This window comes from Maribellus sp. CM-23, assembly GCF_021354595.1.
Taxonomy (GTDB): domain Bacteria; phylum Bacteroidota; class Bacteroidia; order Bacteroidales; family Prolixibacteraceae; genus Draconibacterium.
Genome location: NZ_JADWYJ010000004.1, coordinates 205,344 through 223,862, shown reverse-complemented (window position 1 = coordinate 223,862; position 18,519 = coordinate 205,344). Strand labels below are relative to the sequence as shown.

Annotated in this window: 17 protein-coding genes; 7 read left to right on the top strand and 10 right to left on the bottom strand. The window is 42.8% G+C overall.

Annotated features, from left to right (window positions below; all coding sequences use genetic code 11):
- Window positions 1-350: 350 nt before the first annotated feature.
- From INQ51_RS14765 to INQ51_RS14755, 3 genes are read right to left on the bottom strand one after another with little or no spacing between them, the layout of a single operon-like run.
- Window positions 351-1,073: a YjjG family noncanonical pyrimidine nucleotidase gene (locus INQ51_RS14765; protein WP_233378741.1), complete on the bottom strand. Its 723-nt coding sequence runs from the start codon at window positions 1,071-1,073 to the stop codon at window positions 351-353.
- Between the two features lie 49 nt (window positions 1,074-1,122).
- The gene (rsmI, locus tag INQ51_RS14760; RefSeq protein WP_233378740.1) at window positions 1,123-1,803 is read right to left on the bottom strand and encodes a 16S rRNA (cytidine(1402)-2'-O)-methyltransferase; all 681 of its coding nucleotides are present in this window, start codon (window positions 1,801-1,803) and stop codon (window positions 1,123-1,125) included.
- On the bottom strand, window positions 1,796-2,608 hold the full coding sequence (locus INQ51_RS14755; protein ID WP_233378739.1) for a hypothetical protein: 813 nt from the start codon (window positions 2,606-2,608) through the stop codon (window positions 1,796-1,798). The genes rsmI and INQ51_RS14755 overlap by 8 nt, the downstream gene beginning before the upstream one ends.
- Window positions 2,609-2,674: 66 nt before the next feature.
- On the opposite strand from INQ51_RS14755, the gene INQ51_RS14750 reads away from it, so the two are divergent.
- Together INQ51_RS14750 and INQ51_RS14745 are read left to right on the top strand one after the other, a co-directional pair.
- A complete protein-coding gene (locus INQ51_RS14750) occupies window positions 2,675-3,253 on the top strand; it encodes a thymidine kinase (protein WP_233378738.1) in 579 nt (192 codons plus the stop codon).
- Window positions 3,253-5,724 carry a bifunctional UDP-N-acetylmuramoyl-tripeptide:D-alanyl-D-alanine ligase/alanine racemase gene (locus INQ51_RS14745; RefSeq protein ID WP_233378737.1) on the top strand — a complete coding sequence of 824 codons (2,472 nt, stop codon included), beginning with the start codon at window positions 3,253-3,255 and terminating at the stop codon, window positions 5,722-5,724. Before INQ51_RS14750 ends, INQ51_RS14745 begins: the two co-directional genes overlap by 1 nt.
- A gap of 56 nt (window positions 5,725-5,780) precedes the next feature.
- Here INQ51_RS14745 and INQ51_RS14740 read toward each other — a convergent pair whose 3' ends face one another.
- On the bottom strand, window positions 5,781-6,596 hold the full coding sequence (locus tag INQ51_RS14740; protein ID WP_233378736.1) for a Crp/Fnr family transcriptional regulator: 816 nt from the start codon (window positions 6,594-6,596) through the stop codon (window positions 5,781-5,783).
- A 256-nt stretch (window positions 6,597-6,852) separates the two neighbouring features.
- On the opposite strand from INQ51_RS14740, the gene INQ51_RS14735 reads away from it, so the two are divergent.
- Window positions 6,853-8,076: a DUF6051 family protein gene (locus tag INQ51_RS14735; RefSeq protein WP_233378735.1), complete on the top strand. Its 1,224-nt coding sequence runs from the start codon at window positions 6,853-6,855 to the stop codon at window positions 8,074-8,076.
- 24 nt (window positions 8,077-8,100) lie between these two features.
- Here INQ51_RS14735 and INQ51_RS14730 read toward each other — a convergent pair whose 3' ends face one another.
- A complete protein-coding gene (locus tag INQ51_RS14730; protein ID WP_233378734.1) occupies window positions 8,101-9,744 on the bottom strand; it encodes an NAD+ synthase in 1,644 nt (547 codons plus the stop codon).
- Window positions 9,745-9,890: 146 nt separating this feature from the next.
- Here INQ51_RS14730 and INQ51_RS14725 point away from each other — a divergent pair, with 146 nt between their 5' ends.
- Window positions 9,891-10,907, top strand: a complete 1,017-nt coding sequence (locus INQ51_RS14725; RefSeq protein ID WP_233378733.1) for a hypothetical protein — start codon at window positions 9,891-9,893, stop codon at window positions 10,905-10,907.
- Between the two features lie 91 nt (window positions 10,908-10,998).
- On the opposite strand, the gene INQ51_RS14720 is transcribed toward INQ51_RS14725, so the two are convergent.
- On the bottom strand, window positions 10,999-11,412 hold the full coding sequence (locus INQ51_RS14720; RefSeq protein ID WP_233378732.1) for a hypothetical protein: 414 nt from the start codon (window positions 11,410-11,412) through the stop codon (window positions 10,999-11,001).
- A gap of 199 nt (window positions 11,413-11,611) precedes the next feature.
- The gene (locus INQ51_RS14715; RefSeq protein ID WP_233378731.1) at window positions 11,612-12,370 is read right to left on the bottom strand and encodes a DUF1080 domain-containing protein; all 759 of its coding nucleotides are present in this window, start codon (window positions 12,368-12,370) and stop codon (window positions 11,612-11,614) included.
- 205 nt (window positions 12,371-12,575) lie between these two features.
- Here INQ51_RS14715 and INQ51_RS14710 point away from each other — a divergent pair, with 205 nt between their 5' ends.
- Window positions 12,576-13,622, top strand: coding sequence for a 6-phosphofructokinase (locus tag INQ51_RS14710; protein WP_233378730.1), 1,047 nt, complete (start codon window positions 12,576-12,578; stop codon window positions 13,620-13,622).
- A gap of 65 nt (window positions 13,623-13,687) precedes the next feature.
- Here the strand turns inward: INQ51_RS14710 and rsmG are convergent, their stop codons facing one another.
- From rsmG to INQ51_RS14695, 3 genes are read right to left on the bottom strand one after another with little or no spacing between them, the layout of a single operon-like run.
- Window positions 13,688-14,308, bottom strand: a complete 621-nt coding sequence (rsmG, locus tag INQ51_RS14705) for a 16S rRNA (guanine(527)-N(7))-methyltransferase RsmG (protein ID WP_233378729.1) — start codon at window positions 14,306-14,308, stop codon at window positions 13,688-13,690.
- Window positions 14,309-14,315: 7 nt separating this feature from the next.
- Window positions 14,316-14,924: an RNA polymerase sigma factor gene (locus INQ51_RS14700; protein WP_233378728.1), complete on the bottom strand. Its 609-nt coding sequence runs from the start codon at window positions 14,922-14,924 to the stop codon at window positions 14,316-14,318.
- On the bottom strand, window positions 14,906-16,069 hold the full coding sequence (locus tag INQ51_RS14695) for a glycosyltransferase (RefSeq protein WP_233378727.1): 1,164 nt from the start codon (window positions 16,067-16,069) through the stop codon (window positions 14,906-14,908). Before INQ51_RS14695 ends, INQ51_RS14700 begins: the two co-directional genes overlap by 19 nt.
- A gap of 184 nt (window positions 16,070-16,253) precedes the next feature.
- Here INQ51_RS14695 and tgt point away from each other — a divergent pair, with 184 nt between their 5' ends.
- Together tgt and INQ51_RS14685 are read left to right on the top strand one after the other, a co-directional pair.
- Window positions 16,254-17,381, top strand: coding sequence for a tRNA guanosine(34) transglycosylase Tgt (gene tgt, locus INQ51_RS14690; protein ID WP_233378726.1), 1,128 nt, complete (start codon window positions 16,254-16,256; stop codon window positions 17,379-17,381).
- 6 nt (window positions 17,382-17,387) lie between these two features.
- The gene (locus INQ51_RS14685; RefSeq protein ID WP_233378725.1) at window positions 17,388-18,464 is read left to right on the top strand and encodes an LptF/LptG family permease; all 1,077 of its coding nucleotides are present in this window, start codon (window positions 17,388-17,390) and stop codon (window positions 18,462-18,464) included.
- The last annotated feature ends 55 nt before the right edge of the window (window positions 18,465-18,519 follow it).

Genomic DNA, 18,519 nt, shown 5'->3' with positions numbered 1-18,519 from the left:
AGCAATTTGAACTAATTCTAGACAAACACTACCAAAATACAAGAGCCACCGCTCAATTAAGTATTTCTAATAATGCCAAAATACAACTCAATGATTTTTCTCCCCTCATAGAAAAAGTTTTAAATTAATAATTAAACAGCCTTAAAATAAAACCAATATACTTGACAATTATGAAAGATTCCCCCAAATCCTAATGCTCACAATTGTTTCCTCACTACTGAATTATGCATATTGCTTTTAAAACCATTACAAATATCTATAAATAGATGAATTACACAAGCAATTCAATATGTTTTATAATACATAAAAAAAATACTGACACTATCGAAATAAGACATAAGTATTTGCAATTATTGCAGGATATTTAACAATTCATTTAACTTGTTAATCACAGGAATACCATTAACCACGCCCCCAATCCCATTTTTCGTGTAATTTTTAATGAACTCTGGGTTAAAATAAATTGCGTTAATTCCATTGCTTACTGCCCCCATTACATCAACATCCCAGTCGTCGCCAATCATTAGAGACTTTGTTTTTTTCGCATTGGTGGAAGTGATTGCATAGTCAAATATCTCACGCCCGGGCTTAGGAGCCCTTACCTCTTCTGAAATAAAAACTTTCTCAAAAAAAGAAGCAAGGCCAGAGTTTTCCATTTTTTTATGCTGAACCTCGGAAAATCCATTTGTTATGACAAAAAGTCTGTAGTTCCGCTTTTTTAACACCGATAATACATCCAGTGCCCCCTCTACCAGGATGGCTTGAAGCGGCATCACCCCCAGGTAGTGATCATTCATTTCAACAGCGTCAATTCCTTCGATATTTAAGTCATCAAATGTTTTTTGAAAACGCTGTCGTTTTAATTCATTTTTATGAATTTCCTTTTTCCGGTATTTCGCCCACAACAGATCGTTGTGTTTTGAATAAGTGCGAAAGAATTCATCGAAATCACTTCCACATTCCTGCAAATTGAAATAAAGAAAAGTTTCGGAAATAGCCTGACGGGAATTTCGATTAAAGTCCCACAATGTATTGTCGAGATCAAAAAACAGATGGGTGTATTTTCTATTCATAAAACGAATTTGCGAATCTCACCCAATATAGCAACAGCATTCCGAAATGCTACGATTTTCCCTCCAAAACAATAACAATTTCACCTTTGGGCGGATGATCGGTATAATATTCTGCCAGTCCTTTTACACTTCCCCGCTTAATTTCCTCAAACATCTTACTCAACTCCCTGCAAACACAGGCCTTGCGTTCATCGCCCAAATACTCGGCAAATTGCCCCAGCGTTTTCGCCAACCGAAACGGCGATTCATAAAAAACCATGGTACGGGCTTCTTCTGCCAAAGCCTTTAGTCGGGTTTGACGGCCTTTTTTTTGCGGCAAAAAACCTTCGAAAACAAACCGCTCGGTAGGCAAACCCGAAACGGCCAGCGCCGGAACCAAGGCTGTTGGCCCCGGCAAACATTCTACTTCAATCCCCTTTTCGACACAGGCTCTAACCAACAAAAACCCGGGATCGGAAATCGCGGGCGTTCCGGCATCAGAGATCAAAGCAATCGTGTTTCCCATCTCAATCTGCGAAACAATGGAGGGAACTGTTTTATGCTCATTAAATTTGTGATGCGAGATCATGTGTTTCTCAATCTCCAGGTGCTTGAGCAACTTCACAGAAACACGCGTATCTTCTGCAAGAATCAAGTCGGCCTCCTTCAAAACAGTAATTGCCCTGAGTGTAATGTCCTGCAAATTGCCGATAGGAGTGGGAACCAATATTAATTTTCCGGTTTTAGACATTCGCAAACCGTCTTTTTACCAGGTTAACAAACTTCAGACTGGTATCTGTTTTTTTCCACTTATAATTCAGCTGAAGATAGCCCACTGCTTCCTGGATGCTCCCCATCTTGTCGAGATCAGTAACTGCTTCATTAAATCGTTCAGCACTGCCATCAAAAAGTTCACGTATGTATTGGTACCGGTCGTTGATCCCGATCGCCGCCTGAATACTGCTTACCGGGCTGTTCGAAATTTTGTGCTCCAGTTTATTGCTCCCATTGCCCAGCAAATCGTTTACCGATTTTTCCTTCAAAAAGCTGTCTCCCAGCCGCTGCCCACCAGCAACAGGTTCAACTTCTTCATCCATCTTCAACTCATCACTTTCCGACTCTTCTGTCGCCTGCACTACATCTTCTGGCACATTTTCTTCAGCATCAAAACCTGCATCCTCATCTTCGTCCACAATAATGTTTTCAGAAGCTACCGGAGGTTCTGTATCTGTTAGAGATATTTCTTCTTCACTTTCGTCTACTTCCCCTTCCATTTCATCCGTTGCAAGCTCTTCATCGTGCAAATTATCAGGAATTACCGGCGACGGTACTGCTCTGTCGAGTTCTTCCCGGTGTTTGGCCCACTGACCTGTTTTTTTCAGAAACTGATTTTCTTTTTCGCTTAAAATCTGAATGATCTGTTTCGCTCCGGCAAAGCGACTTTGTATAAATTCGACCTCAAAATTATCGAAGCCATTTTTCCCTTTTTCTGCAAAGATTTCTTCTATTTCAGCTATGTCTTTGTATAAAAATTTGAGCAGTTTTTTATTTTCCATTCTCGAAGAACTTAGGTTTAAATTATACTTTTGTAAAAGTAGTAAAATCTGAAAGAGTAACGCTGAATGTTTATCGAAAGAGATGTAAACAACCACAAAAAAGTGGGCACCATTGAAGTTGTTGCCGGTTCTATGTTTTCCGGGAAGACCGAAGAGTTAATCCGACGTCTGAAAAGGGCCAAAATTGCACGGCAAAAAGTGGAAATCTTCAAACCTTCGCTGGACGTGCGCTACTCGGTATCTGAAGTGGTTTCACACGACGAAAACACCATCCGCTCAACACCCGTTGAGAACTCGGCGAACATACTTCTTCTCTCAGGCGATGTGGATGTAATAGGCATCGACGAAGCCCAGTTTTTTGACAACGGACTCGTAGATGTGGTCATAAAACTGGCCGACATGGGAATCCGGGTGATTATTGCCGGACTGGACATGGATTTTAAAGGCAAACCTTTTGGCCCCATCCCGGGATTGATGGCGGTGGCTGACTATGTAACAAAGGTTCATGCCATTTGCGTCAGATGCGGAAGCATTGCTCAATTCTCGCACCGGCTTTCAGAAAAAGAACAGGTCGTTCTTCTGGGGGAAAAAGACATTTACGAACCACTTTGCAGAAGTTGCTACAACAAAGCAAAAAAACAATAATGTTGGATTTATCGCTTCAGAAAATAGCGCACGCCGTTGACGGGAAACTGCTAATGCCTCCGTCGTTTACACCGCCAATTATCTCAAGTTTAGCTACCGACAGCCGAACCGTGCACCGGGGAGGCAATTCACTGTTTGTGGCTCTAAAAGGACCGGTTTACAACGCACACAACTATATTCCGGAACTCATAAAGAAAGGCATTCGGGCATTCCTGGTTTCCGAAGAACCCGAGCCCAATAACAATGCAGCTTTTGTGTGGGTTAGCGACACCACGCTTGCCCTTCAGAAACTGGCTGCCCATAACCGAAAGCAGTTTTCGTACCCGGTGATTGGCATAACCGGCAGCAACGGAAAAACCATTGTCAAAGAATGGCTTTATGATTTACTTTCGGAAAAGTACAAGATCGTAAGAAGCCCGAAAAGCTACAACTCACAGGTAGGAGTTCCTCTCTCTGTTCTTTTGATGGACGATCAATTTGACCTGGCCATTTTTGAAGCCGGAATATCACAACCCGGCGAAATGCAACATTTGACTCAGGTTATTTCTCCTGAAATCGGAATTCTGACCAACATCGGCGATGCGCACCAGGAGTTCTTTTCATCGCTCGAAGAAAAACTTCAGGAAAAACTATTGCTTTTCACTGGAGCCCAAAAGCTGATTTGCCGCGCAGACCAGGATTGGGTCTACAAGCAAGCAGCTGATTTCTGCAAAGAAAATAAGATCGAGCCCATTTTTTGGAGCATTGAACACCAGCATGCTGATTTGAATTTCAGCATAAAAAAGAATACAACTGAAACTGAGATAAACGGGAACTACCAAGGCCGGTCTTTTGCATTTTCGATTCCTTTTGTCAACGACTCGGCCATAGAAAACGCCTGCCATTGCGCGGCTGCCTTGCTCGCCTTGCCACAAAACCCCTCTGATTTCAGGGAAACTTTCAGTCAGCTACAACCGGTTGCCATGCGCCTCGAACTCAAACAGGGCATCAACAACTGCACAATTATTAACGACTTTTACAACTCCGACCTCAATTCGCTGACCATTGCATTGTCGGTATTAAAACAACAGGCAGTAAGTGCTCAGCAAAAAAAGGTATTGATCCTTTCTGACATTCTTCAAACCGGGCTATCAAAAAAAGAACTTTACAGCAAAGTAAACAGCCTGCTCGAAGAATGGGAAATCGATCAGCTGATCGGTATCGGAACTGAGATTTCGAAGCAAGGAAATTGTTTCTCCATCAAGACCGACCTTTTTAGCGATTACAAAGAATTTGAAGCCGGGTTCAACCGCCAGGCTTTTCAATCGTCGGCAATACTGATAAAAGGCGCCCGCCGTTTTCGTTTTGAGCGAATTTCGGGATTGCTGCAACAAAAAGCACATCAAACGGTTTTGGAGATCAATGTCAATGCGCTGATTCACAACCTGAATGTTTTCAGAAAACAGCTTCGACCGGAAACCAAAATCATGGTGATGGTGAAGGCTTTTTCATACGGAAGCGGAGACATTGAGGTGGCTCGTGTACTTCAGCACCAAAATGTAGATTACCTGGCAGTGGCAGTTGCCGACGAAGGAGTGCGCCTGCGAAACGCCGGAATTTCAGTGCCAATAATCGTCATGAATCCCGAACAGGACAGTTTTCAGAACATGATCGACTTCGGGCTGGAACCCAATATATATAGCATTGAACTGCTTCGAAACTTTGCACAAAATGCATCGGCAGCCGACATACAAAACTTCCCGGCTCACCTGAAAATTGATACAGGAATGAATCGACTGGGATTTAAATCGACTGAAGAAATATCGGAAGCATGCGAATTCCTGAAAAATTCAGATGCATTAAAAATTAAGTCTGTCTTTTCGCATCTGGCAGGGAGCGATGAAGCGGCACTCGATGACTTCACACAATCGCAATTCGAAAAATTTGACCGGGCTTTTGCCCTTATTTCAACCACTCTCCCCTATCACATCGATCGCCACATTCTGAATTCGGCCGGAATTGAAAGATTTCCGCAAAATCAATACGAAATGGTTCGGCTGGGCATTGGCCTGTATGGCGTTTCGCTAACCGGACTTCCGGTGCAAAATATGGGCACATTGAAAAGCACTGTTTCGCAAATAAAAACAGCCGGAAGCGACGAAACCGTAGGCTACAACCGTAAAGGCAGGCTCGACTCGGAAAGCAAGATTGCCATTGTTCCCGTTGGCTATGCCGACGGCATGAACCGCAAACTGGGAAACCGAAACGGCTCAGCTTTTATAAAAGGACAACGTGTTCCGATTGTGGGAAATATTTGCATGGACATGCTGATGCTGGATGTTACCGGGACAAACCCCGAGGTGGGAGATACTGTTGAGTTTTTTGGCCCGCATATTCCGATTACGGAATTGGCTGAAAAAATCGGTACCATTCCGTATGAAATTTTAACCGGAATTTCGCAACGGGTAAAACGCATTTATTTACAGGAATAAAAAATACCAGCCGGCAAAACCAACTGGCACTTCTGTTAAATATCTTTATCAATTTGTTAGCCCAATTTACTGATGCGCTCCAGGCGATGCGCATCCAAAATCTTGATTTTCCGGCCATCGATCGCAATTACCTTTTCGCTGGCAAAAGTGGACAAGGTTCGAATAGCATTCGAAGTGGTCATGTTCGAAAGATTGGCAATATCTTCGCGCGATAGGTATGCACGCAAGGTAAACCCGTCGTTCTCGTAACCATATTTATCGGCCAGTAAAATCAACGATTCGGCCAGTCTTCCGCGAATATGTTTCTGTGTTAAAGTTACAGTACGGGCATTGGAGAATCCCAGCTCCTTGCACAGTTTACGAATGATACGTAGAGAAAATTCAGGATTTTTTAGCGCATAACCAAAAATAAATTCTGCACTAATGCTACAAATTGTAGATTCTTCAAGCGTTACCGCCGATGCAATATGACTCTCTTCCCCTAACAACGCGCGATACCCAATCAATCCAAGAGGCTTAGCCATACGAATAATCTGCTCTCTGCCGCCAACACCTTCTTTAAAAATCTTTACTTTACCATTCACCAGAATCATAAAGCCCGTGGGCTTGTCACCCTCTTTAAACACGAACTCATTCTTTTTGTAATGAGACAAAGAAATATGGTGCTGTAATTCTTCTTTTTCTTCTTGAGTTAAAAGATAAAAGATCGATTTCTGGCTGTCAATAATATCTTTTACTCCCAATTCTGAATTTAACATATAACCGCCTGCATGTTTTATAGCATCAAAGCTAAAAAAAATTGTGATATTAAAATATTCACTATCGGTTATTTTATATTCATTCCAAATTAAAGCGACCAGATTTTCGGGCAATTATTTACACCTAAACGCATTACACGGCCAATCTTTCTGTAACACTATCTGCCTTCTTCACCCGCCTGAACATAACGACTTTACCTCTCTTAACAGAATATCAAACTTATGACAAGAAAAATTCAACAATAAAATAGAGAAGACAACCCAAAATCACACAAACGTCCCCCAGAATCTACAGCTCTGAAAATGAAACATAAAGTGCACGCTGATCCTTTTTATTGTACTAATTTGCGTGCAACAAATTCTGTTAAACATGCATTACACAAAAGATTATATCGCCTTAAAAGACCTTTTGGAATCTTCTGAATCCAACAAAACTTATGACACTATTGAATTAAATGAGGCGCACTTTATTTCCCATTCTTACCAAATTCTACCGGGCGAAGAAGAGTACCACTGCAATTCTCACCACCAAAAACTGAAAAGCAATTTTTCTTTTTTTACTGAAATAGGAACCCTGGAAGACCACGTGCACATCAAGGATATTTTTGTGGAAGAAAACCAGCAGTTCAATTACCAGATACTTTCGCCCAAAGGAGTAAAAAAAGCCCAAAAAGTTACGTTCCTGTTTCACGGGTTCAACGAAAAAAAATGGGATAAATACCTTCCGTGGGCCAAAGCAATTTGCGAAGGAACCGGAAGCACCGTTGTTCTTTTTCCCATTGCGTTCCACATGCAGCGGGCACCACTTTACTGGAGCAGTAAAAAAGAGATGTATCAACTTAGCGAGCTTCGCAAACAAAGATTTCCGAACATCGTAAACTCCACGCTATCGAACGTGGCCATCAGTATGCGGCTGCACTCCATGCCACAGCGTTTTATCTGGTCAGGACTACAAACTTATTACGATGTCATTCAACTGATTGAAGACTGCAAACAAGGCAATCATCCATACATCGACAAAGATTTTGAGTTCAACATATTCGCCTACTCCATCGGGGGCTTTCTGGCTCAAATATTAAAGTTGACCAACCATAAGCGTTACTTCGATCGTTCGAAAGTAGGCCTTTTTTGCAGTGGGGCTGCTTTTAACCGCATATCGCCGGTGTCGCGTTTTATTCTCGACAGCGAGGCCAACGTTGCCTTGTATTCGTTTCTGGTTGAACACTTTGACAAAATCGTTCAAAAAGACAACCTGCTTCATCATTACATAAAAGAAAACCATCCGGAAGGAATTGTATTTTATTCGATGCTTGACTTTCAGCGAATGAGGGATTTCAGGGAGGAACTTTTGCGAAAATACGAAGATCAGTTTTTTGCAGTTTCACTCCGGAAAGACGATGTTATTCCGCCTTTTGAGATCATGAATACACTGAACGGCGCCTTTCGCGACATTAAAATACGGGTGGAAAACATGGATTTTGAACATGCTTACACACACGAAAATCCTTTCCCATCTCATCCGAAGGAAGCAGCTTTAATCGACAAAAATTTCGACAAGGTCTTTGATAAAGTTTGCCGCTTTTTTAACGGCTAGTCCAGGTTCAATTTTCCGAATAGATCAATACCTGGCCACCAGTGGCATTTTACGGCCAAAGCCAAATGCTTTTGAGCTGATTCTTAAAATAGGTGCCGCCTGAAAACGCTTGTACTCGTTCATATTCACCATCCGGATTACCCGGCGAACGACCGCCTCATCAAAACCAAGCGCGGTAATCTCCTGCGGCGACTTATTCAGCTCAATGTAGTTGAACAGCATCGCATCCAGATCTTCGTAGTCTGGCAGCGAATCAGAGTCTTTCTGATCGGGACGTAATTCGGCTGATGGCGGTTTAACAATTGAATTCTCCGGAATAATCTCGCCGTCTTTATTCATAAAACGTGAGAGTTTGTACACGTCGAGTTTATACACGTCACCCAACACGGCAAGACCTCCGTTCATATCGCCGTAAAGCGTGCCGTAACCTACTGCACATTCGCTTTTGTTGGTCGTGTTTAACAGAATGTGGCCAAACTTATTCGAAATCGCCATCATATAAATTCCACGGGCCCGTGCCTGGAGGTTTTCTTCGGTTACATCGGGCGAACAGCCTTCGAACAGCGACGCCAGCTCTTTTTCAAATGCATCTACCGCCTCCTGGATATGTACAATATCATACCTTATTCCGAGGTTTTCAGCCAGAATACGTGCATCCTCCACACTGTGTCCGGAAGAATATTTTGATGGCAGCAACAACACCCGAACATTTTCAGCTCCCAGCGCACGAACTGCCAACACAACGGTAACTGCCGAATCGATCCCACCTGACAAGCCAAGCGTTGCCTGTTTGAATCCCATTTTTTGAAAATAATCCCTGATTCCCAGCACCAGTGCATCGTGTATCTTTTCAATGTAACCGGCCTCGGGTTGCAATTCTTTGGCGCCCCGGCTGCCGGTGTCAATCAGTAAAAAGTCCTCCTCAAAATATTTCAGTTCTTTTACAATCTCACCGGTCTCATCAATAAAAACCGAACCGCCGTCAAAAATCAGTTCGGTTTGCGCACCTACCTGATTACAATACAGAATCGGTGTTTTATAATCGAGCGCCTTGGAAATCAGCACATTTTTGCGCCATCCTTCCTGGTTGTATGAGAAAGGTGATGCGGAAAGATTCACCATAAAATCGGGATTGAAACGCGACAGCTCTTCCATGGGCGAAACATTGTAAAGCTTGTCTTTCCCAAATTCGTTGGCTGTTGGTTGCTCGTCCCACAGATCTTCGCAAATGGTAATCGCAATTTTCTCGCCCTTGTAATGAACCACATCAAATTTACTGTTGGGCTCGAAATGACGGTATTCGTCAAAAATATCGTAAGTAGGCAGCAAGGTTTTGTTGTGCACACTTTGAATCTTTCCATCGGCCAGGAAGAAAGCTGAGTTGTATAAGTTTTTCCCGCGTTCGTGCACATTGATACGCGGCGCTCCCATCACAGCAGCAATACCAACACAGTGTTTCGCGATTTCATCCACAGCCGCTTCTGCTTTGTGAATAAACTCCTTCTTTTCCAGAAGATCGTGTGGATAATAACCGGTAACCGAAAGCTCGGAAAACACTACCAGGTCAGCACCTGTCAATTTGGCTTTGGCAATCGCGTCAACAATCTTCTGGGCGTTTCCTTCAAAATCACCGATCGTATAATTCAACTGGGCAAGTGCAACTTTCATTCCTCTAGTTTAACGTTTATGACTCAAAGTTTAAAACAAGTTCCAAACTTTAAGCCCGTGACAATGTTAATTGCAAAAGTTCAATTTTTAGTTCAATTTCGCAATATTATAACGAGACGCACGTAATGATTTAAATTTCATGTAAAATGAGGAGATTAAGATTCTATTCTTTATTGGTTTTATTGACGCTTGTTTTTACAGCCTGTCAGCGCAATCCGTTAAAAGTGGACACTTCAAACGTTGATTCGGAGGTTGAGGTGGTGCGTTTTGGAGAAGCACTGCAAAATCTGGAAGGAAAAGACACCCTGACAACGATTGCGGAATTGAGCAACCAATACCCCGAGTTTTTTAATCTTTTTACCTACCGGATAATCCGTGTAGGAGGCATGGGAGATGAGTATTTTGAAGATTACATGAAAACCTTTTTGGCTGATACGATGATCAACGAGGTAAAATCGGTAGTTGATGATGAGTTTAAAGATTTCGCTAAACTGGAGAAACAGCTAAAAAAAGCATTTAAATATTATGCGTTTCATTTCCCGGAGAAAGAACTGCCAACTATCTACACCTATATCTCCGGTTTTAATCAGTCGGTGGTAACCGCAGAAAACATCGTCGGGATAAGTCTTGACAAATACCTGGGTCGTGAGTGCCGGTTTTACAAAGAATTAAACACCACGCCACGCTACAAGGCAATGAATATGTACAGGGAAAGAATTCTTCCGGACGTTGCATACGCGTGGGCCATTACTGAATTTGAGGATGAAAATTCGGCGACCAATCTGCTTGGCCAGATGGTCCAGAAAGGAAAGATGATGTACATGGTTGACGCCATGCTACCCAACGTAAAAGACACCGTAAAAATTGGCTACACCGACGCCCAGCTTAAGTGGTGTAAAATGAACGAAGCTTCGATGTGGACCTACCTGATCGAGAACAAAATGCTGTATTCGTCGAAACGGATGGACATTGTTCGCTACATCAACGATGCACCCAATACCAGTGGTTTTCCAATGGAATCGCCGGGACGAACAGGGGTTTGGCTGGGCTGGCAGATTGTGAGACTTTACATGAAAAAACACCCTGAAATTACGCTTCAGGAGTTAATGAAAAACAAGGATTATCAGCAAATACTAAACGATTCAGGATACACCCCGGAATGATCAGGCACTGCACCGATCCTCGCCCGGCGGAAAGCGCAGGGAACTTCGATTAAATTACATTGTGCTTTTGTATGAAATCCAGTTTTCAGAGTCATTTCATTCGAACATAGACTGAAAGTACCGGATGTGCACCGGAATTCAGCCTGCCCGATTCCCTTATAAAAAGCGAGTCATTTCGAACCTCGTAGGTGTTTCGCAGTTGAACTCCGTCGTTCATTACAAGAGTTACGGTGTCGTTCAGAATTTCGCCGCTGGTCAGAATCCTTCCTTCCTCGTTAAAAACCATTACGCGGCTTTTTATCGCCTCCAAAATTCGTTTCTGCCCTTTTTCGGGATAAATCCGATAGTTCGTAACACCGGCAAATGATTCGACCAACTCCCAACTCCCGTGAATATGAACCAAATTATCTTCCTTTACTTTCCAGAAATTCTCAACTTTTACAGCACCGACAATAAGCGGCAACAATAAAAGCAACAGGGAGGTTTTTAATGCACCTGAATTCATTATTGATGGGTTTTAAAAAATAAGCGTCCTATCAATAGATTCGTTTTTAGGGCAAAAGGTTGCGCCATTCTTTCAATTTTTTCAGAGAAACAATCACAACCCGCTGACAGTAAGGGCTTACATTATGTTCTTTTTTTTATAAAAAAAGCCCGGAAAGCGAACTTCCCGGGCTTTGTATTTTCTTATAGATATTCAGCAATTAGTCAGTAACCAGAATTTTGATGTTCCGGAACCATACATCATCACCGTGATCCTGCAAACCGATTACGCCTTCTTTGGCAATGTTTGCCCAGTCAGGATTCAAGCCTGGGAATTTTGAGCCTTTTACCAGTTCGTTCCAGTCATCGGTCCACAAGTGGTATTCAACCACTGTTTTTCCGTTCATGCGGTGCCACACACTGCCTCTGTACACTTCAATTTCAATCTCGTTCCACTCGCCTGCCGGTTTGGCATTTTGCGGAACAGCAGGAATAAGGTCGTACAACGAGCTGGCCATGCGGTTACCGTCTTTTCCTGCACGTGCATCCGGATGTCTTTCGTTATCCAACACCTGGCACTCAGGAGCCGTTTTGTAAATAGGCCATCCCGGAGTTTCTTTTCCTAAATAGAAAATACCTGAATTTCCCCCGGGAGAAATTTTCCATTCCAGTTTCAAGCGGAAGTTTGAATATTCTTTGGTTGTAATAATATCTCCACCGTCTTTCGCTCCGGCTTCTCCGGCACCTGAGCCTTTAAAATGTAAAGTTCCGTCAACTACTTCCCAGGCTGTCGGAAAATGGTCTTTGTTATTACCTTTCCATCCATTGGTCGTTTTTCCGTCGAATAACAAAACCCAGCCTTCTTCTTTTTCTTTTTTGCTAAGTTGGTTTACTCCGGCCGATCCTCCGGTTTTTGAGCTTTTACAAGAAATCGTAAAAACAAATGCCACTGCTAACAAGCAGGCAAAAATTCTTCTCATTGGATAAAAATTTAATTGGTTAAAGATTAAAATTCTTGCTACCGGTTTCCCGGCAACTCCACAAAAATATCAAAAACTAAGCTTGTCAGTCAGAAAAAAACAAATTTTAATCCAAATACAATTTAAAGACTTTTGATCGCCGCATTTTCAAAACAACTTTTGTAAATTCGGATAATATTGCAATTATCCAACAGAAAAATTCATTATGAGTGATTCAAAAAAGCAAAAAAAAATCGGCATTCTGACAGCCGGAGGAGATTGCCCTGGCTTGAATGCAGCCATTCGGGGAGTGGGAAAAACCGCTATTGTGGAGTATGGCATGGAAGTCCTGGGGTTTAATGCCGGCTATACCGGATTGATCAATAGCGACTACATTGAATTAAAAGAATCAAAACTTTCGGGTATTTTAACACTGGGAGGCACTATACTTGGAACTTCGCGTGAAAAGCCCTATAAACTCGTAAAAGAAGACGGTGGCGAAAACGACAAACCTGAAAAGATCATTGAAACCTACGAAAATCTGGGGCTCGACTGCGTTGTATGCATAGGCGGAAACGGCACCATGAAAACAGCCAACCTGCTTTCGAAAGAAGGACTCAATGTGATCGGTATTCCCAAAACCATTGACAACGACGTTTGGGGGACCGATGTTACTTTTGGTTTTGATTCAGCAGTTCAGATTGCCACCGATGCCATGGATCGTTTGCACACAACTGCCAACTCCCACCAACGGGTAATGATCATCGAAATAATGGGGCACCATGCCGGCTGGCTGGCTTTGTACTCGGGCGTTGCCGGCGGTGGCGATATTATTTTGCTGCCAGAACTGGAATACAACATCCGCTCGGTTTGTAAGAAAATTGAAAGCCGCTACGAAGACAACAAGCCCTACTCCATTGTAGTTGTAGCAGAAGGTATCGAGCACCCCAAAAACAAGTCGGCTGCGTCGCACATTGCCGAATCCATTCAAACCTACACCGGAATTGAAACCCGAGAAACCGTGCTGGGTTATATTCAGCGTGGAGGCTCGCCCACGCCAATGGACCGTATTTTGGCAACTCGTTACGGATCGTTTGCTGCCCAATGTATTGCTGAAGGAAAATTTGGAACAATGGTAGCCGTTAAAGACAACGATTTAACCACGGTTCCGCTGGAAGATGTAGGAGGCAAACTACGCCTGGTGGATAAAGACCATCCGCTGATTTCCAAAGCCCGGAAAATGGGCGTTTCTTTTGGGGACGAATTCTTGTAAAAAAAGAAGAATTACTTACGAAAAACAATCTGACAAACGTTCTCCGAAAACCGGAGGACGTTTTTTTACAAGGGCAGGTGAACCACCTTTTTGGTGTCAAAAAATTCTTCGGTAAAATACGCCGATAAATCCTGCACAAATACCCTTTTACGAAACGGTTTCAGCTCCTCGGTTAAATCGCCACCTTTCAGGTAAATAATTCCGTTTGGCAAAGCATTCATTTGTTTTTTGGATATGTTTTTCTGCACCCACGGAACAAACTCGGGCAAACGGGTAACAGCCCTGCTCACAACAAAATCGTATTTATCGGTCAGTTGCTCGGCGCGAATTTGCTCGGCCGTTACATTTTTCAAGCCCAAGGCATCGGCAACGTTTTGCACCACCTTTATTTTTTTTCCGATAGAATCCACCAAATGAAACTGTACCTCCGGGAACATGATAGCCAGCGGAATTCCAGGAAATCCACCACCGGTGCCCACATCCAGTATTTTGGCCCCTTTGTTAAACCGGATCAGTTTTGCAATCCCCAACGAATGCAATACATGTCGTTCGTAAAATTCAGAGAAATCCTTTCTTGAAATCACATTGATCTGTGCATTCCACTCGGCATACAAAGGTTCCAATTGCCGGAAGAGAGTAATCTGCTGATCGCTTAATCCGGAAAAATATTTTAAAAGAATATCCATAAAATTGTTAATCTCGTTGACCAATCTCGGTGCTTTCAATCATTTTAAAAAGCATTTCCCGCGCCCTGAATAACTGGGCCTTTACCGTACCCAGCGGCAAAGCTAATTCTTTTGCAATTTCTTCGTACGAATACTCTTTAAAATAACGCAACTCGACCAAAATTTGATAACGTGGCTTTAATTTTCGAACCACGTTCCGAAGCAGAATGGCTTTTTGTTGCCTGATCAGGCGTTCTTCCGGATTGGGATCTTTTGATTTAAGCTTGAGCGGCTCATTATTTTCATTCTGGTCTTTGTTCTCGATCGAAACCTGCACACCTTTTTTCTTCCTAAGAAAATCGATGCAATTATTGGAAGCAATTTTGAACAGCCAGGTACTAAAAGCATAGGTGGGCGAATACTGATGAAGGCTTTTAAAAGCTTTCCCAAAAGCTTCCAGCGTTAAATCCTCCGCATCGCTGCGGTTATTTACCATTTTCAGAAGCATAAAGTAAATGGCGTCTTTGTAGCGGTTTAGCAGCCGGGCAAAAGCTTTTTCGTCACCCGTCAAAGCGGTCTTGACGAGTTCGTAATCCTGACGGGCTTTTTCCGATAATATTACACCTTTATCCTCCATTTGCTTCGGCGTGCCGACTGGTTAAAATACCACTTGTAAAAAGTCTTGAAATAAGGCATTAACCAACCGTACACTAACGAAGATAGGAATATTTTACGTTCCCTCAAACGGTTTAAGGTGATTTTCAGAAGGATAAGATGTAACATAATTTTAATCCCGGCCAGTGCCACAAAAAGGGGCCACAGATCAAAATAAAAAACAAACAGCGCGATCAGTAAAGGTGTGTACAACAAATTGGTAAGCGTATCGAAGCCCAGCAAAGTTCTTTTCCAGGCAGGCAAGTACTTCTCTACCCTGAAACTTCGGTTGAGTAAATTGTAAAAGTCGTCGCGGTTTGTTTCTACCTCTTTTGTAATACAGGTGTTTTCATTGAAAAGCAACACCGTTTTTTTCTTTGTGATAAATTGGTTAATGATCAACTCCAGGTTGGCATATGCTTCTTTTGTTTTCTGACCATATCCACCCAGTTTAAAATATTCTTCTTTCCGGAAAGCCACGTTATCTTCAAAATACACAAAAGGAATGCCGTTGGCCACATACCCCACGCTGCGCATTTGTTGCAAAAAGTTTTCGGTACGATAAAGCAAGTTGAAGTACCCCGGCTTGCGTTGGATGCCCGAATAGCCCATCATTACATTCCGGTTATCGGTGGTTGTATTTACCGAAAAACCATTGATCCAGTCTTTCCCAACTGAAGTCGTTTCTATGGGTAAAGTAAGCACCCATTCGTGCTGAGCGGCTTTTAACGCGATATTCTGCGCCAGCTTTACCGAAAAGCGCGTTTCTTCGTTGAGCGATGAAAAGTGAAAATTCGGATAATGCTTAAAACTCCCCAAAACAGTAAAAGTATTATCGAGCGAATAATCGTCAACCACCACTACTTCGTAACAGTCGTCGTTAATCCCGAGTAGCTGGGGCAACAGCTTTCGCAGGTTATCTTCCTCGTTCCTGACGGTCAGAAATACAGTAATGGGTTGCCTGGGCTTTTGATTGACAATTACTTCTTTTCGGCTACTAAATACCACCCGCGCCGAAAAAAACAGCAAGTAGTAAAAGCGGCAAAGAAAAACAAACAAAAAAATACCAGGAACGATCCAATCTGTAACCGACATCCCGTTCAGGCTATCCAGAATCGCTTGTTTCATGCAGAAAATTAATTCGGTAAATCAAAATCATTGCTAAGGGCAAATGTGGGAATTTAAAAAGAATCAGGCTTGAAATCCTTCGAATATTTATTTACATGAATTAGTTTTTATTAACAAGGGCACTATTCTTCCTGTCCTTTCAATTAAAGTTAAATATCTATATTTGCCCATCAATTTAAGGTGAATGAACTTTCTGTTAGAAAAAACTACTGATAACTCACGGGCCAGAGCGGGTGTAATTACCACCGACCACGGAAAAATCGAAACTCCGATTTTTATGCCGGTAGGCACTGCCGGGTCGGTTAAAGGAATCCATACGCGCGACATCAGAGATGATATAAAAGCTGAAATCATCCTTGGAAATACCTATCATTTATACCTTCGCCCGGGGATTGATGTGATTGAAAAAGCAGGCGGATTGCACAAATTCAATGGCTGGGATCGCCCCATACTTACCGACAGCGGAGGCTTCCAGGTTTTTTCGCTGGGAGACCTGCGAAAACTGACAGAAGAAGGTGCGCGTTTTCGGTCGCACATCGATGGTTCGTATCACCAGTTCACCCCGGAAAGTGTGATGGATATCCAGCGTTCGATAGGGGCCGATATTATGATGGCTTTCGATGAATGTACGCCCGGAGATGCCGATTACGATTATGCAAAAAAATCAATGGAGCTTACCCGGCGCTGGCTCGACCGCTGTTTCAAACGTTTTAACAGCACCGAACCTAAATACGGTTATTCGCAATCGCTTTTCCCCATCGTACAGGGAGCAACTTATGCCGATCTGCGTAGACAGTCAGTGGCGCATGTCCGGAACTTTGATGCCAACGGTTACGCCATTGGCGGCTTGTCGGTAGGAGAAACCGAAGAAGAAATGTACGAAATGACCGAAGTGGTAACCGCCGACCTGCCGGAAGACAAACCGCGTTACCTGATGGGAGTTGGCACACCGGTAAATATACTGGAAGGCATACACCGCGGGGTAGATATGTTCGATTGTGTGATGCCAACCCGCAACGGCCGCAACGGCATGTTGTTCACAAGCGAAGGCATCATCAATATCCGCAATCAGAAATGGGAAAACGACCATTCTCCCATCGATCCGAACGGAACTTCGTTTGTTGACCAGTATTCAAAAGCTTATCTTCGCCATCTGGTTATTTCGAAAGAAATGCTGGGGGCTCAAATTGCCAGTCAACACAACCTGGCCTTTTATCTCTGGCTGGTAAAAACTGCCCGCGAAAAAATACTGAGCGGCGATTTTGTTAGCTGGAAAAACGAAATGGTAGTTAAATTAAAACACAGACTGTAGGTGAAGATGAAGTGGTATAAAACAATTGATTTTTATATTACCTGGAAATACCTGGGTACATTTTTTTATGCCATTGCATTAATACTCAGCATTGCCATTGTTTTTGATATTTCGGAAAACCTGGATGAATTCCTCTCCAAGGAAATTCCGACAAAAGATATCATTGTTGATTACTACCTGAATTTCATCCCCTACTTCGCCAACCTTTTCAGTCCGCTGTTTACGTTTATTGCGGTTATTTATTTTACCTCAAAAATGGCGTACAACACCGAAATCATTGCCATTCTCAGTAGCGGTGTTTCCTTTTCGCGTTTCATGCGCCCCTACCTGGTTTCTGCACTGATAATCGGGATTTTTTCCTTTTTACTGGGTAATTTTATTATTCCGCCGGCCAATAAAACCATGATAGGTTTCCGTCAAAAATATATAAAATCCAACACGGTAAGTACAGAACAGAACATTCACCGCCAGATTGAACCGGGGGTCTATATATACATGAAGAGCTTTAACAACAATGTTGGCAGGCCTTTCACCCTCGAAAAATTTGAAGATGGGAAACTGAAAGAGAAACTAACGGCCCGAAGCATTAGCTGGAAAGAAGAAACTCAAAAATGGGTCATCAATAATTACTCGAAACGGGTGATTTATGATGACCATGAAGATTTGAGCAAAGGTTACCAGATTGATACAACATTGAGTATGACACCGCAGGATTTTGTGGTGATGAAAAACGAAATGGAAACGTACACAACTCCCGACCTTCTGAAAGAGATAAAACTCATGAAAATGAGGGGAATCAACTACGTGGAATGGGAGCTGGAAAAACACCGGAGAATTGCCAACCCGTTTTCGACCTTTATTTTAACGGTTATCGGTATGAGCCTGGCGTCGCGTAAAATAAAAGGGGGACTCGGCTTACACCTTGGACTCGGTTTGTTACTGGCTTTCTCGTACATTCTTTTTATGCAAATCTCAACCGTTTTTGCCATTAGCGGAAGCACGCCTCCTTTTGTCGCCATTTGGATTCCTAACCTGTGTTATGCAGTAATTGCTTTCTTTGTTTATCGCTGGGCAGCTAAATAGTTTAGCCAATTCTGCGCGTCTTTAGAAACAAGGATTTCGGATAATTTTCAAACAA